This is a genomic window from Cupriavidus sp. 05L310 (genome assembly GCF_056398185.1).
Genome location: NZ_JBFTOX010000087.1, coordinates 1 through 14,727 on the forward strand (window position 1 = coordinate 1; position 14,727 = coordinate 14,727).

Annotated in this window: 14 protein-coding genes; 11 read left to right on the forward strand and 3 right to left on the reverse strand. The window is 61.8% G+C overall.

Annotated features, from left to right (window positions below; genetic code table 11):
- From AC1DS6_RS39115 to ggt, 4 genes are all read left to right on the forward strand, one after another.
- A partial coding sequence (locus tag AC1DS6_RS39115; protein WP_477104500.1) for an IS3 family transposase occupies positions 1-195 on the forward strand: 195 nt, incomplete at its 5' end.
- The gene (locus tag AC1DS6_RS39120; RefSeq protein ID WP_477104501.1) at positions 192-539 is read left to right on the forward strand and encodes a PHA-granule associated protein 4; all 348 of its coding nucleotides are present in this window, start codon (positions 192-194) and stop codon (positions 537-539) included. The genes AC1DS6_RS39115 and AC1DS6_RS39120, both read left to right, overlap by 4 nt.
- Positions 540-810: 271 nt before the next feature.
- The gene (locus AC1DS6_RS39125) at positions 811-1,212 is read left to right on the forward strand and encodes a hypothetical protein (RefSeq protein WP_477104502.1); all 402 of its coding nucleotides are present in this window, start codon (positions 811-813) and stop codon (positions 1,210-1,212) included.
- Positions 1,213-2,007: 795 nt separating this feature from the next.
- Entirely contained in the window at positions 2,008-3,615 is a 1,608-nt protein-coding gene (gene ggt / locus AC1DS6_RS39130; protein ID WP_477104503.1) for a gamma-glutamyltransferase, read from the forward strand.
- A 15-nt stretch (positions 3,616-3,630) separates the two neighbouring features.
- Here the strand turns inward: ggt and AC1DS6_RS39135 are convergent, their stop codons facing one another.
- A complete protein-coding gene (locus AC1DS6_RS39135) occupies positions 3,631-3,987 on the reverse strand; it encodes a hypothetical protein (protein WP_477104504.1) in 357 nt (118 codons plus the stop codon).
- 26 nt (positions 3,988-4,013) lie between these two features.
- Between AC1DS6_RS39135 and AC1DS6_RS39140 the strand changes: the two genes are divergently transcribed.
- The 7 genes from AC1DS6_RS39140 (at position 4,014) to AC1DS6_RS39170 (ending at position 12,560) form a co-directional block, all read left to right on the forward strand.
- Entirely contained in the window at positions 4,014-4,970 is a 957-nt protein-coding gene (locus AC1DS6_RS39140; RefSeq protein ID WP_477104522.1) for a tripartite tricarboxylate transporter substrate binding protein, read from the forward strand.
- Between the two features lie 337 nt (positions 4,971-5,307).
- Positions 5,308-6,426 carry an alanine racemase gene (locus AC1DS6_RS39145; protein WP_477104505.1) on the forward strand — a complete coding sequence of 373 codons (1,119 nt, stop codon included), beginning with the start codon at positions 5,308-5,310 and terminating at the stop codon, positions 6,424-6,426.
- Positions 6,427-6,686: 260 nt separating this feature from the next.
- Complete coding sequence (locus tag AC1DS6_RS39150) at positions 6,687-7,646, forward strand: LysR family transcriptional regulator (RefSeq protein WP_477104506.1); 960 nt, start codon at positions 6,687-6,689, stop codon at positions 7,644-7,646.
- Between the two features lie 262 nt (positions 7,647-7,908).
- Positions 7,909-8,895, forward strand: a complete 987-nt coding sequence (locus AC1DS6_RS39155) for an N-carbamoyl-D-amino-acid hydrolase (RefSeq protein WP_477104507.1) — start codon at positions 7,909-7,911, stop codon at positions 8,893-8,895.
- 39 nt (positions 8,896-8,934) lie between these two features.
- Positions 8,935-10,020, forward strand: a complete 1,086-nt coding sequence (locus AC1DS6_RS39160; protein WP_477104508.1) for a threonine ammonia-lyase — start codon at positions 8,935-8,937, stop codon at positions 10,018-10,020.
- An 80-nt stretch (positions 10,021-10,100) separates the two neighbouring features.
- Positions 10,101-11,087, forward strand: a complete 987-nt coding sequence (locus AC1DS6_RS39165; protein WP_477104509.1) for a Bug family tripartite tricarboxylate transporter substrate binding protein — start codon at positions 10,101-10,103, stop codon at positions 11,085-11,087.
- A gap of 12 nt (positions 11,088-11,099) precedes the next feature.
- A complete protein-coding gene (locus AC1DS6_RS39170; RefSeq protein WP_477104510.1) occupies positions 11,100-12,560 on the forward strand; it encodes an N-acyl-D-amino-acid deacylase family protein in 1,461 nt (486 codons plus the stop codon).
- A gap of 44 nt (positions 12,561-12,604) precedes the next feature.
- Here AC1DS6_RS39170 and AC1DS6_RS39175 read toward each other — a convergent pair whose 3' ends face one another.
- The gene (locus AC1DS6_RS39175) at positions 12,605-13,966 is read right to left on the reverse strand and encodes a sensor histidine kinase (RefSeq protein WP_477104511.1); all 1,362 of its coding nucleotides are present in this window, start codon (positions 13,964-13,966) and stop codon (positions 12,605-12,607) included.
- A complete protein-coding gene (locus AC1DS6_RS39180) occupies positions 13,959-14,639 on the reverse strand; it encodes a winged helix-turn-helix domain-containing protein (protein WP_477104512.1) in 681 nt (226 codons plus the stop codon). The genes AC1DS6_RS39175 and AC1DS6_RS39180 overlap by 8 nt, the downstream gene beginning before the upstream one ends.
- Between the last annotated feature and the right edge of the window lie 88 nt (positions 14,640-14,727).

The window sequence follows — 14,727 nt, forward strand, 5'->3', positions numbered from 1 at the left end:
GAGAGCTTCTTCAACAGTCTGAAAAACGAGCGGGTGCATGGCCAGCGCTACGCCACGCACGAGCAAGCCAAAGACGATCTCTTTGACTACATCGAGATCTTTTACAATCGGAGCCGCCGACACTCCACGCTCGGCTATGTGTCCCCGGCCCAGTACCTCCGGGACTGGGAACACCCACGGGACATGGCGGCTTGACCCCCTTACCCTTGGAAGGCGAAAAACAAGGGGAACCTCAAGAACTGGACTATGAGGCTGGCTGGCAGGACGCGATTGAACTGGGTCGGCTCGGCCAGAAAGCCGGGATACGCGTGGAATATCGCGGGCAAGAGAACATCGCGGTCAAATCGCCAACTGCATTGGTCGCCGGCCTAATGCGGCCAAAAGCGACCTTTCGGCAGCGAAACCTCTATTGCCAGTTTGAGTTGAGCGAACTCCCGGCAACTCAGTTGGAGAGCCTGGAGGCAAAGGCGTCCAAACTGGGGGACTATATCCTCGCCGGGCGTTTGATGCGGGAAGTGGAGGCGGTATGGGAAGATTAGATCAATTTCCGCTCGGTCCCTGCCACGGGACTTGACACGTTGGTGCAGAAAACGCCGGCGAGTGCAGACCGCACCCAACGGTGTGCAATGTTCTCGTTCACCATGGTCAGCCATTAGCCACGGGTGTCCCAGACGGTAAATATTGCACTGGCACATTCCCAACGCGCAAGTTTTTGAAGCGCCTTATACTACGCACCAGACATACAACACGGCAGTCCTCAACTACACTTCCGCTGTGTTTCGTCGAGCGATGTGAAGAGACAGTATGGGTATGGCAGACTCGCTGGTGCTGGCTGCGGTTGTAGGATCCACACTGCTCTTCCTTCTTCGATTTTTGCGCAACCGGTACAGCCTCTTTGTCCGGTCCCATCTGTTACTCGACGGTCTTGTGCTGACACCCGTCGCTATTCACCAAGTTGCCCTTGTTGGACACCACGATGGCGTCGATGTTAGGAGTATCGTGCGTGCGGCCGAGATTCTCTACAAGATAGAATCCCACCCGCAAAGATTGTTCTTCCACCCCCACCCGAACGGCCCTCTCTCTGCCATGGTGAACGACTGGGACGCGCCGCACTTCACTGTGCAGCTGTTTCTCGGAGATAAGGAAATCTGGTGCCGCGATGTCCTCCGGAACGAAGCGACGATTCACGACTTGGGCTTTCTTCACATTTAGCACGTGGGCTACTGGTCGCCGTCGCGCATTCTTCCGGTGGATACCGTGAGGTGCAGTCAAACTTATATTTGGAGAGCAAACGGCCAGCACATTGGAGTTAACCGAACGCTCGCCAAATAACCGAGTCAATCCGTGCCCTTCACGTAGGCGAGCCCGCCTGCCGCGTGGCTGCGCCGGCCAGGCGATCAAAGACATGAAGCACGCGATACCGGTGCCCGCGTAGTGCGAGGGCGCTTTCGATCCGATGCAGTGAGAATACTGGCTTGCCCATCTTCGGCTCCTTGCTGTCGGCGGCCGCCGCCGGCAACGCGCTGCGTTCATTGTATGGAACCCGCCGCCAACGGCTCAGCGGGCGAAGTCCTACAACGTAGTCTGCACTTGCATGCGGCATGCCTGGGCCACGGGCGGGCATCTCTGCATCGCCTGTAACGGGCTGCAACATCGGCCCGTTGGTCACTCGGTGCCGGCACTCGCGGCACGCAGTCCCTTCCCAGGCAGGTAGCCTGTGCTGCCAAACCCCTGCTCAAGGGCGCCAATGCCGAAACAAGCTGCCAGATCTCGATGCGGATCATTCAATTCAGCTTAACAATAGATTTCCAGAAATTTAACCACGTAGACGACTTGGCTGACTACAGTGGCTGCATACTCACCGGCACCGGCTTCAGCGCGCCGATGCAGCGACGGAGGACTCTGCTCATTCCCAGGCGCGCCTTTCGTGACCGCCCAGCCTGCAACCGATTTTCCTTACCGGTCGCCGCCAGACCTCACGTGGGCCGCCATTTACATCAAGACAACATGCAATCGAATCAATGCGCATTCTGGACCTTCCCCTACACGTCGCAGCGTTTGCCGCTGGTCGCCGACAACGTCGTGACGACCTCGCAGCCGCTTGCCTCCTCGGCCGGCTTGGCGATGCTGCTGCGCGGCGGCAATGCGGTCGACGCAGCGCTGGCCACGGCAATCGCCCTGGCTGTGGTCGAGCCGTGCAACAACGGTATCGGCGGCGACGCGTTTGCGCTGATCTGGGATGGCAGCAAATTGCACGGTTTGAACGGATCGGGCCGCGCACCGGCCGCATGGACGCGCGAGTATTTTTCAAAATACAAGGAGATGCCGAAGCGGGGTTGGGACTCGGTGACTGTGCCAGGCACCGTTTCAGCGTGGCGAGCCATGTGGGAACGCTTTGGCAGCCTGCCGTTCGAAGACCTCTTCGAACCAGCGCTGCGCTATGCGCGTGACGGCTATCTGGTTTCGCACAATGTCCACAATCAGTGGCAAAAGCAGATCGACGAACTGATCGATCAGCCGGGCTACGGCGAAGCGTTTGCCCCCAACGGCCGGGCACCACTTCAGGGCGAGCGCTTCATTTGCCCGGGACAGGCAAATACACTCGAGCGCATCGCGCGCACCAAGGGTGATGATTTTTACCATGGCGACCTGGCCCGTGCGATCGCCGACCACGCGCGCAATACCGGCGGTGCGATCACCGAAGCGGACCTCGCCGCACATAAGGCGGACTGGGTCGAGCCGATCAGCATCCGCTACCGGGATGTTGAACTATACGAGATCGGGCCTAACGGTCAAGGCATTGCGGCACAGATGGCGTTGGGCATGCTTGAACATTTCGATTTGAAGGTCATGGACCAAGATAGCGCGCTGGCGATGCATCTAAAGATCGAGGCAATGAAATTGGCCTTTGCCGACTTGCATGAATACGTCGGCGACGTGGATCACATGACGGAAGTAACAGCAGCCGACCTGCTCAACCCAGCATATCTGGCAAAACGCGCCAAGCTCATTGACCCCGAGCATGCAGCGCCGGCCCGCATCGGCAAACCGCTTGGTGGCGGCACCGTCTACCTGACCACGGCGGATCGCAACGGCATGATGGTTTCGTTCATTCAGTCCAACTTCAAGGGATTCGGTTCGGGCGTGGTCGTCCCCAATACCGGCATCGCCTTGCAAAATCGCGGCTGGGGCTTCAATTTGCGTCACGGCGATACCAACGAAGTAGCGCCTGGGAAACGTCCATTCCACACCATCATCCCCGGTTTCCTGATGCAAAACGGCCGACCGCTGATGAGTTTCGGCCTCATGGGCGGATCCATGCAGGCGCAGGGTCATATGCAGATGGTCTCCCGCCTGGTCGATCAGGGACTGAACCCACAGGCCGCGAGCGATGCGCCGCGCTGGCGCGTACTTGACGACAACTATGGCGTCGCCGTCGAATGGAATATGCCGCAAGCGGTGATTGAGGGACTGACATCACGCGGGCATCCGATCGCGGTTGCCAAACGCTTTGATACCGAGTTCGGCAGTGCCCAGGCGGCTCTGCGCTTGGATAACGGCGGTTATGTAGCGGCATCCGATCACCGCAAGGATGGCTACCCGGTCGGAATTTGATCCTCCAATTTGCATTCAATGTCCATTTATCTTGGTGCGCCAATGCTTGGACAATCGCTGCGCTTCGTCGTACAGGCGTACCACGATATGGCTCGACCACAACTGAAGTTGCTTGCTCAGCAACCGCAGTTGATGGAACACAAAGCGTGATGCCAACTCCCAGGCGACGAGAGGATCGTGGCACGCGTCATGATCGAGCAATTGCGCTTCGGTGGGACCACAGACGCGGTGGAAGCGGCCACGTGTCTGGCCAGCTATGACCTGAGCCGCTATCCGGAGGATGCCGGCGACACCATCACGGCCTTCTTCTATCCCGACGCGTACGTAGCCGGACAACAACGATACAGAAGGAGCCATTTTTGAGAACATCATCCGTATCCGTGTCCGTTTCCCGTAGCGTGGCGTCCGTAGCCACGCTAATTGCTAGCCTGGTCTCCGGCGCGGTCTTCGCGCAGGGCGGGTATCCGAGCAAGCCCATCACCATCGTCGTGCCCTATCCGCCGGGCGGCTCCAACGACATCTTCGCGCGCATCGTCGCCAAGGGGATCGGCGAGGAGCTCAAGCAACCCGTCGTCATCGACAACCGCCCAGGCGCCAGCGGCAATACCGGCACCGGCATCGTCGCCAAGTCCGCCCCGGACGGGTACACGCTGGTCGCCGTGTCGTCCAGCATGACGACCAATGCCGCAGTGCAGGCCAAACTGCCGTTCGATGCGGTCAAGAGCTTCGCGCCGGTGGCGATGTTTGCGCAAGGGCCGTTCATCGTCGCGGTCAACAATGCATTCCCCGCAAGGACACCGCAGGAACTCATCGCCGCGATCCGAGCCAAGCCAGGCAAGTACAACTACGCCTCGTCCGGACCGGGCGGCGTCAACCAGTTCGGCACCGAGCTGCTCAAGGCCATGGCCGGCAACCTGTTCATCACGCATATCCCGTATCGCGGCATGCCTCCCGCCTTGACCGACCTGATCGGCAACCAGACGCAGTTGCTGATCTCTACCGGTCCGTCGCTGCTGCCGATGGTTCGCGCCGGCAAGGTGCGCGCCGTCGGCATCACCAGCCTCAAGCCGAGCCCGATCGCGCCGGAACTAACGCCCATGTCCAGCGCGGTGCCGGGCTACGAGTTCGAGCTCTGGTGGGGCCTGCTGGCGCCGGCCGGCACGCCGCCGGCGATAGTCAACCAACTCAACGCCGCCGTCAACGCAATCTTGTCCAAGCCCGAGATCAAGGCGGCGATCCTGAAGGAAGGCGCCGAAGCCAGGCCCGTCACGCCGGCCCAGTTCGCCGCCACCATCGGGCAGGACGTGGAGCGGTGGAGGAGGCTCGCCAAGCAACAGAACATTGTCGTGGACTGATATGGACTGATATGGCGCGATGTGTTTTCGCGTTGCCCGCACTGCCAATTGCCCGGAGATTTCCATGCGCTCCCCCTGACGATGACCGCGCCGCCGCTGAGCGAGCGCACCGGCAAGCCGGGCCTAGCCGACGTCAGCGAGGGCTGGAAACACAGAAGAGAATCGCTTACCAATGCTCCGGCGACTAGGCACACCTGCGCGCTTCGGCCGATGAAGCGCCACCCTCGCTCTGGATGACGGATAGTTGATGCCGATTCCCTTCACCCCCAATTATTGAGCTGGAACAACCGGTTTAATGAGCTCTTGCTCTTGTGCGCCATCGATCTGGAGAAAAATTATGGAAATCCGCGATCCACTACAAACACCCCCGCCCTGCTCCCGCGCGCAATACCGTGATGATTTGGCACTCCCCTCCTTTCCCATTGAAACGCCATGTTTCGTCATCCTCGAAACGGCTGTTCTCCACAATCTGGAAAAGACGGCGAAGGCAGCAGGGGGAATCCGGCGGCTCATGCCGCATATCAAGACGCATCGGGCCCAATGGCTGGTCGAGTTGCTGGTTCGAGAGGGGGTGACGGCGTTTAAGGCAGCGACCCCGGCCGAAATGCAGATGGCGGCAGCCGGGGGCGCTCAACATCTTGTGTGGGCATATCCGACAGTGAACACCGCGGCAATCTCTCGCGTTGCCGACATCGCGCGAAGGCATCCCAATGTGCAATTCGAAGCGCTAGTCGATTCCAAACGTGGATTTGGCACCTGGCGGGACGAGTTGGAGCGGCAGCCGGCATCCAATATCAAGCTGCGGGTCGATCTGGATCCTGGTCTGGGACGTACCGGCGTTCCGCTCAACCATGAGGCTCTGGAATTGGCCCACGCCATGATGGTTGAGGGCCTTTTTAGTGGCTGGCATTGCTACGACGGCCATATCAAAGGGGCCAATAGGCCGGAGCGTGTAAAGGATATCGAGAGGCTGATTGAAGAGGTTAGGAGTCTGCTATCGCAAGCGCGGCGGAAAGGCTTGCCTGCAGGCCTGATCGCGGGAGGCAGCTATTCCTTTGATGTCTGGCCCGCTGATGTTGCACAGTGGGTTGCGCCGGGAAGCTGGACGTACTCGAGTGCGCAGCATCAGGCAGACCTGTCGAATCTGGGCTGGAGAGTCGGCGCATACGTGCTGGCTACCGTGCTGTCCACGCGCCAAGGCACCGCCACGCTGGACGCGGGAACAAAAGCCATTTCGCCGGACATACCGCTGAAGGAACGGTTTCAGGGCCCGGGGCCGATCAAAATGATGAAAGAAGAGCACGTCGTTATCGAGACCGACGAACTGGACATCGGCCAGCAAGTGGCTCTCGTACCCCGGCATACCTGCACCGCAGCCTATCTCTACAACCGCGCGCTGGTTCAGTGCGTTGACGGAAGCTGGGAGTTCCGCGGTCAACTCGGCGCGGAACGTTAGTCGGAACCGGGTTGCGGTTCCTGCATTACAGGGCTTCGCTGAAAGACTCCTCCGGGATGGCTGCGCTGACATGACCAGAGACATTTCTGGCAATTGAGCCTGCGGCCTGAGCTTATCGAGAAGGTACATCGCGGCCGACGCGCAGGCTTGACAACCGTGCCCGACGGGCGGCGCGGATCCACAGCCCGATGGCGCGTTTCTTGCGTCGCCAAAGGCCCCAGTCACAGACGCAGCCCTTCCGCCTTGGCGCGCCACCTTGTATGCCAGCCCATAGCAGGCCCCCCTCCATACCCCTGAACCTTCGCCAGATCGAAGTCTTCCACGCGATCATGGTCACCGGCTCGCTAAGCGAGGCCGGCCGCATGCTGTGCGTGTCACAGCCGGCAATCAGCCGGGTGCTGGCAACAGCTGAAAGCCGCCTGCGGTTCCTGCTGTTCGAACGAGTCAAGGGACGGCTGCAGCCGACGCCGGAGGCGCGCCGGCTGTTCCAGGAGGTCGGAGTCATCCTCCGGGGCGTGAACCAGTTCAATGCGGTGGCGAGCAGCCTCGGCCAACAGAACGAGGGCAAACTGTCGATTGTCTCCAGCCCGAGCTACAGCGAATGGCTGATGCCGCGCGCGATCCAGCGCTTCAGGCTGCGGCATCCCAACGTCCGGCTCCATTACCGCCCGATGCCGTTCGACGCTTTACTACCGTTCATGGTGCAGGGGCACGCCGACCTCTGCATTGCATCGATGGCGCCGCCCGACAGCGCGAATCTTCGGGTCCGGGAAATCGGCGCGGGGCAGATCCTGTGCGCGCTACCCAAGGGACACGCACTGGCGGAGCGGGAGATCGTGACCGCCAGTGATTTGCGCGGCCAAACTCTCATCGGCTACGGCATCGACACCCCTTTCGGCCAACTCTCCTCGCATTTCCTCTCTCTGGAGCAGGGAGTACTCACGCCGGACATCGAGATTCGCTCAACGCCCGAAGCCATGGCGCTGGTGCGGCAGGGCGTCGGGGTGGCGCTAGTGGAGTCGTTCGGATACACGCCATCGGGATCGGACGACGTCGTGCTCAAGCCGATCAGCCCGGCGCTCGGCCACAAGATCTACCTGATCCATTCGCGGCAGATCCCGATGTCGACTTTGGCCAAAGGCTTTCTTGCCACGCTCGCGCACCTGCTGGACGCCGAAGCGCGCGGTGGGGATGTGCAGCCCCCGCCGTTGCTCGTCTGAGATGGCGTTCGCAACGCAGTGGCGCGATTGCCACACGCTACCGCCGCGCCCCATCACATATTGTCCAGGACTCATAACGAGAGGCTATGGGCCAGCTGCGCTCCAGGGCTGCTCCCGAGGTATTTGTCCGTTTCAAATCAATGTGTTGTGAGCGCGTGATGGATCCCGTGCGGGGGCTATCGGCGCGCGGGGCGACGCATTTCATGGGCGGCATCGCGTTCCTATACTTGCTGCTACCGCATCGCACCAGAGACCCCAAGACATGTCCAACATCATCACCGTCGCCGCCGCCCAGCTTGGTCCCATCCAGAAGTCCGAAGGGCGCGAGATCGCGGTCGCACGCATGGTCCAACTGCTCGAACGCGCCTATCGGCGCGGCGCGCAGGTCGTGGTGTTTCCCGAACTCGCGCTGACCACGTTTTTTCCGCGCTGGTACCACGAGGACATCGACGAGGCGGACTGCTGGTTCGAAACGGCGCTGCCCTCACCGGCGACCGCACCGCTGTTCAAGGCAATCCGCCGCTTTGGCCTGACGGTGTACCTTGGCTACGCCGAGATCGCTTACGAGCACGACGAAGCCGGCGTCATGCGCAAGCGTCGGTTCAACACCTCGGCGATCATCGCAGCGACGGGTGAGGTAATCCTCAAATACCGGAAGGTCCATCTGCCCGGCCACGCAGAGTACGCACCATCGCGCAAGGTGCAGCACCTGGAGAAGCGCTATTTCGAAGTCGGCAATCTCGGCTTTCCGGTGGTCCGGGCGTCCGTCGGCGAGGCCGGGAGCGTGAACATGGGCATGATGATATGCAACGACCGCCGTTGGCCCGAGGCTTGGCGCGTGCTCGGACTGCAGCAGGTCGAACTCGTCATGCTGGGCTACAACACGCCTAGCATGAACATGGAAAACCGCGGCTTCGAGGCCCATCATCTGCGCGTGTTCCACTCGCAGTTGTCCATTCAGGCGGGCTGCTATCAGAACGCGAGTTTCGCGGTCGCCGTCGCGAAGGCCGGGACCGAGGACGGTCATGAAATGTTCGGTCATTCGATCATTGTCAATCCCCAAGGCGAAATCATGGCGCAGGCCACTAGTTGGGACGACGAACTCATCGTAGCCGACTGCAACCTGGACATGTGCAAACTGGGCCGCTCCACCGTCTTCAACTTCGGTTTGCACCGGCGCGTCGAGGCGTACACACGCATCACCGATCAGGTCGGTAGCGTCGCCCCGCCGACCTGGCCGGCGCGCTGATCTCGCTCCCCCCTTTTCGACCACCCACTCGACTCATCCATGCAGCCGACCGAACCGCAGGATATTCATCTGGCACGACCACGACCCGCGCACGCGATCCGGCACGAGATGCTGGGTGACATGCGCGTTCCCGATTTCGCCGACGTCGAACAGGCGGCTGAAGACATCGCTCCCTATGTCGTCCGCACCCCGCTGCTGCGTTCGCCGACGCTCGATGCCATTGCCGGCGCGCCCGTCTGGCTCAAGGCCGAGAGCCTGCAGGTCACGGGTTCATTCAAGGCACGCGGCGCATTCAATGCGCTGCTATCGCTGCGCAGCGACCAGCGCGCGAAAGGCGTGATCGCCTATTCCACCGGCAATCACGGGCAGGCGATCGCCTGGGCGGCACGGCAGCTCGGCGTTGCGGCGACCATAGTGATGCCGGTCGATACGCCACGCAACAAGGTCGAGCGCGCGCTGGCCCAAGGCGCGCGCGTCGTTCACTACGACCGCCGCCATGAAAGCCGCGAAGCGATCGCAATGCGGCTGATCGACGAATCGGGCGGCACGCTGATTCCGCCGGGCGATCATCCCGCGGTCCTTGCCGCCCAGGGCACCGTGGCACTGGAGGCGTTGCAGGATCTGCCCGAGGCTGCGCTCGACAACCTCGGCCTGTTCGCGGCGCCATGCGGTGGCGGCGGCCTGATGGCCGGTTGCGGACTTGTCGTCGACACCCTGAGTCCGGGCACGTGGCTGATCTCCGCCGAGCCGGCCGGGTTCGACGACACGGTGCGCTCGCTGCGCAGCGGCCGCAGGGAAACCAATGCCGCGGGCACCACGACGACGTTCTGCGACGCGTTGCAGGCCAGCACGCCGGCTGAACTGCCCTTCGAGATCAACAAGTGCTTTCTCGACGGCGCGGTGGCCGTCACCGACGCGCAGGTCTGCACCGCCATTCGCTTCGCGCTTGCGGAACTTCGGCTGCTGGTCGAACCGGGCGGGGTCGTCGCGCTGGCGGCGTTGCTAGCCGGCGTGATCGATCTCGAAGGCCGCGACAGCGTCATCGTGCTGTCTGGCGGCAACGTCGACTTGCCCTTACTTCATACGATGCTGCAGCCCACTGCAGCCGCCGCACACGGTACTTGAGACAGCCGTATCACCGGCCCGCGCATCTCGACGCAGGCCGGCCCTGACGCTAACTTGCCTACCACGAAAGGAACGCCACCATGTCTCTCTTCCGGAATTGTGCCTGGCTACTCAGACGAATTTCGCCGATCGTCGCCGCCATGCTGCTCACGGCGAACGCCTTCGCAGCTTATCCCGAGCGCCCCATCACGCTGATCGTCCCGTTCAATGCAGGCACAACGCCCGACATCGTCTCACGCCTGCTGGCCGATGTCGTCGGCCATGACATTGGGCAGCAGATTGTGGTCATCAACCGCGTGGGCGCTTCCGGCATCATCGGCACGCAGGCCGTGATCAACGCGCCGGCCGACGGCTACACCATTGGCTTCGCGAACGTCGCCACACTTGCAATCAACCAGTCCCTTTACAAGAAGCTGCCCTACGACGCCGACAAGCAGCTGGCACCCGTGGCCCTGACCGGCTACGTACAGAATGTGCTGGCGGTGCGCAAGGACCTCGGCGTGAAGTCGGTCTCCGATCTGATCTCGCTGGCCAGAAGCGCGCCGGGCAAGCTCTCCGTCGGATCGGGCGGGAACGGTACCACGGGCCATCTCAGCGCCGAGATGTTCAAGGCAATGGCGGGCGTCTCCATCACGCACGTTCCCTACAAGGGCGGTCCCGAAGCGGACCTCGCACTGATGCGAGGCGAAGTGGATCTGGTCTTCGAGAACATCACGTCGATCGCGCCGTATCTGAAGAGCGGCAGCGTCGTGCCACTCGCCGTCACCGGCGCACGCCGCGACAGCCGCCTGCCGAAGCTGCCGACCATGGCGGAGACGGGACTGAAGGATTACCAGGCAGTGGCATGGACTGGCTATGTCGCGCCCGCCGGGACTGACCCGCAGATACTCGACCTGCTCAACAAGGCCTTCAACAAGGCGGCCAACTCGGACGCCATGAAAATGCGGCTGGCCGACATGGCGTATGAAGTCTCTACAGGGGAGCGCGGAGCCTTCTTCGACCTCGCCCGCAAGGAGCGACCCGTCTGGGCCGCAGTGATCAAGAGTTCCGGCGCGGCCGTCGACTGAGGAGAGCTGGACATGGCGCATTTTGACATATTGATTCGTGGCGGCACAGTGATCGACGGCACCGGCGCACCGCGCAGGCTCGCCGACATCGGGATCGAGGGATCGCGTATCGCTGCGCTTGGCGCACTCTCATCCGACACCGCTGCGCTGGTAATCGATGCGCGTGATCGTATCGTCGCGCCCGGCTTCATCGACTCGCATACGCACGATGACCGATATCTGACGCTCGATCCGATGATGCCGGCCAAGCTCAGCCAGGGCGTTACCACGGTCGTGACAGGCAATTGCGGAATCAGCCTTGCGCCCTGGCGCGCGGCCGCGGGACAGACCGTTCCGCCGCCACTTGACTTGCTGGGGGACGACCCCGCCGTGTTTCGTTTCGCTGCGTTCGGCGACTATCTCGCTGAGTTGGAGCGAGGTCCCGCGGCCGTCAACGCGGCTTGCCTGGTGGGCCATACGACGTTGCGGATCGCCGCGATGGAGCGGCTGGACAGGGCGGCGACCGACAGCGAGATCGCGGCGATGCAGGCCTTGATGCGCGACGCCATGGAGAGCGGGGCCATCGGGCTTTCGACGGGTGCCGCCTATCCCACTGCAATGCCGGCCACGACCGGGGAAATGGCCGCCGTGGCGGAGGTCATGCGCGGCTACGGCGGTGTCTACGCCAGCCATATACGCGATGAAGGCGATCGGATCCGCGAGGCGCTCGACGAAGCCTTCGAGGTCGGCGCCGCGGGCGACGCGCCAGTCGTGATCTCGCATCACAAGCTTATTGGTCCAAAGAATCATGGCCGCTCGGTCGAGACGCTTGGGCATATCGCGCAAGCCATGCGGCGTCAGCCGATAGGTCTCGACTGCTATCCATACATCGCCGGCTCCACCATTTTGCGCAAGGATCGGCTCGCGATGTCGAGCCGCGTCATCGTGACGCGTTCAGTACCGCATCCCGAGTTCGCCGGACAGGACCTCGATGCCATCGCGGCGACAATGTGCCTCTCGCCCGAGGACGCCGTCGATGCGTTGCAGCCGGCTGGCGCGATCTACTTCCTGATGGACGAGCAGGACGTGCAGCGCATCCTCGCCTTCCCCGAAACCATGATCGGATCCGACGGACTGCCCCACGATTGCGCGCCGCATCCGCGTCTGTGGGGCACATTTCCGCGGGTGCTGGGGCATTACTGCCGCGACCTCGGGCTATTCTCACTCGAGCAAGCCGTGCATAAGATGACCGGCCTGACAGCCCGCTACTTCAGGCTGCCGGGGCGCGGAATCCTGTCGCACGGCAACTTCGCGGATATCACCATCTTCGATGCCGCCCGCGTGGCCGATATGGCGACCTTCGCGCAGCCCGTCGCGCGCGCCGAAGGCATCGAGACCGTCATCGTCAATGGCACCCTCGCATGGAGCGGCGGCGAGAGCACGGGCGCCCGTCCCGGGGCGGTGATCCGCCGGAACGATACGTCTCCCGGTTGATCATTCGAAACCAGTTCACCAACGCGGGCGGTCGGCTGGCCGCCCTATGAAAACAGGATCAGCGTCGCTCTCAACCCAGGATGATTGTCGGTCAATTCGAGCACGCCACCGTGCTGCTTGGCGACGGCGGCCACAAGACTCAGCCCCAATCCCACACCCGGAGTACTGCGACTTGCGTCGCCGCGGTAGAAGCGTTCGAGAACTTTTGGCTTCTCTTCGTCGGGGACGCCGGGCCCGTCGTCCGAAACGGCAATTACGATTGCCCCGTCCGGGCGGCTCGAGGCCTCGACCGTGACCCTCCCATGTTCCTGAGCATACTTTAGCGCGTTATCGATCAGGTTCCCGACCGCCTGTGCAAGCAGCAGGGGATCGCCGGCGAGCGTCAGTGGCCCAGAGGACGCGAAAGAAAGCGCGACCCCCTTCAGTTCTGCCACGGGTTGGTAGAACTCGGCGGCTTCGCATGCTACCGTCGCTGCATCCACTTCAATGAAGCCGGAGCGGCGCGTGCCAGAGTCAATCTCCGCCAGGCGCAGTAGGGCGTTGAAGATAGCAATAACGCGGTCTACGTCCGCGATTGCACCTTCGATCTCGGCGAAGGTTTGCTCCGGGCGAGGCCGGGTCACCGACAGTTCCTCCAGGCGGTAACGCAACTCCGCCAACGGTGTGCGCAGGTCATGCGCGATAGCATTGGACACGTTTCGGATGCCCTCAAACAGGTGCTCGATTTGATCCAGCATGCGGTTTTCGGTCTCCACGAGCGTGTTGAGCTCGTTCTCACCGCCATAAGCCGGCAACCGATGTGTGAGATTCCCTTGCATGATGGCGCAAGCCGTCTGGTTGATGTCGTGGACCTTGGAAAGTATCGTGCGACGAATCAGCGCTCCCCCTGCTACGCCAAGCAGCAAAACGATGCTGGCAGCGCCCACCAGTCCATACAAGAACAACGTTTCGAGCCTTTCAAACCGACTGACGTCACGACCCAACAAAAGGTGATACCCACCGGGGAGTGTCTGATGCAACAGCACGGCTCTAACCACACGTCCGCCTACATCAATTGACGCTACTTGCGTCCCTGTCGATGCGGAAGCCTCGCGAGGCCATGCGGGTAGATTGCCGGCACGCTTCGCCCATGTCGGATCGGCGAACAGAATGATAGTGTTCTCCACGTCTTCGAGTTGCCCGCCCACCCGTGTTTCGATCGCTGCTACAAGGGCAGCGGCGCCATGTTTGGCGAATAGATCCATCATATTCTGCGCTTCCGCCTGAAGCACCTCGGTTCTGCTTTGCTCGATCGTGTTGCGCCAGGCATACCAGAGCGGCGTGGCGAACAGGGCGAGCGCAACCAGACTCACCGCGACATAGCCGAGCGCTAGATTAAGCGCCGAAAAACGCAGCAGCTTACTCATCGGCCGTCAGCATGTAGCCGGCATTGCGAATGGTCCGCAGCAATTGCCGACCGCTGCCGGCATCGATCTTCTGGCGTAGTTTGCTGACGTGAACGTCCACGACATTCGTCTGTGGGTCGAAATGATAGTCCCACACGTTCTCAAGCAGCATGGTCCGCGTCACCACCTGGTTGGCATGGCGCAGCAGGTATTCCAGCAGCTTGAATTCGCGCGGTTGCAGCGCGACGGTCTTGCCCGCGCGCGTTACCTTATGGGACAGCAGATCCATGGACAGGTCATCCAGCGTCAGCGTCGTCTCTGCGCGACCGTCCTGCGAACGCCGCAGGAGCGCGTCGAGCCGTGCCAGAAGTTCGCCGAAGGCAAATGGCTTGACAAGATAGTCGTCACCGCCGCTCTTGAGGCCACGAATGCGATCATCGACATCGGAAAGAGCGCTGAGGATCAGGATCGGCACCTTGTTGCCGGTCCTGCGCAACGCCTCGATGATCCCGAGGCCGTCAATGCCGCCGGGCAGCATGCGATCCATGATGATCGCATCGTAAGGTTCGCTCGCGGCGAGGAACATGCCGTCGCGCCCGTTGTCGGCGTGATCCACAGTATGCCCCGCTTCACCCAGTCCCTTCTTCAGATATTGGGCGACACGCTCGTTGTCCTCGACAATCAATAGTTTCATGATAAATCCGCCTTAACAGTTTGATTGCGAGAAGCCGTTCTCGCGCGGAATCCCATATCCACGCATTGTCTGGGGAAATATTAGCCAC

Excerpts from the sequence above, each read along its gene's own strand:
- AC1DS6_RS39135 (WP_477104504.1), bottom strand. The coding sequence starts at position 3,987 with ATGATGTTCTCAAAAATGGCTCCTTCTGTATCGTTGTTGTCCGGCTAC.
- AC1DS6_RS39160 (WP_477104508.1), top strand. The coding sequence starts at position 8,935 with ATGCAGCCGACCGAACCGCAGGATATTCATCTGGCACGACCACGACCC.
- AC1DS6_RS39165 (WP_477104509.1), top strand. The coding sequence starts at position 10,101 with ATGTCTCTCTTCCGGAATTGTGCCTGGCTACTCAGACGAATTTCGCCG.
- AC1DS6_RS39180 (WP_477104512.1), bottom strand. The coding sequence starts at position 14,639 with ATGAAACTATTGATTGTCGAGGACAACGAGCGTGTCGCCCAATATCTG.
- AC1DS6_RS39175 (WP_477104511.1), bottom strand. The coding sequence starts at position 13,966 with ATGAGTAAGCTGCTGCGTTTTTCGGCGCTTAATCTAGCGCTCGGCTAT.
- ggt (WP_477104503.1), top strand. The coding sequence starts at position 2,008 with ATGCAATCGAATCAATGCGCATTCTGGACCTTCCCCTACACGTCGCAG.
- AC1DS6_RS39145 (WP_477104505.1), top strand. The coding sequence starts at position 5,308 with ATGGAAATCCGCGATCCACTACAAACACCCCCGCCCTGCTCCCGCGCG.
- AC1DS6_RS39125 (WP_477104502.1), top strand. The coding sequence starts at position 811 with ATGGCAGACTCGCTGGTGCTGGCTGCGGTTGTAGGATCCACACTGCTC.
- AC1DS6_RS39170 (WP_477104510.1), top strand. The coding sequence starts at position 11,100 with ATGGCGCATTTTGACATATTGATTCGTGGCGGCACAGTGATCGACGGC.
- AC1DS6_RS39155 (WP_477104507.1), top strand. The coding sequence starts at position 7,909 with ATGTCCAACATCATCACCGTCGCCGCCGCCCAGCTTGGTCCCATCCAG.
- AC1DS6_RS39150 (WP_477104506.1), top strand. The coding sequence starts at position 6,687 with ATGCCAGCCCATAGCAGGCCCCCCTCCATACCCCTGAACCTTCGCCAG.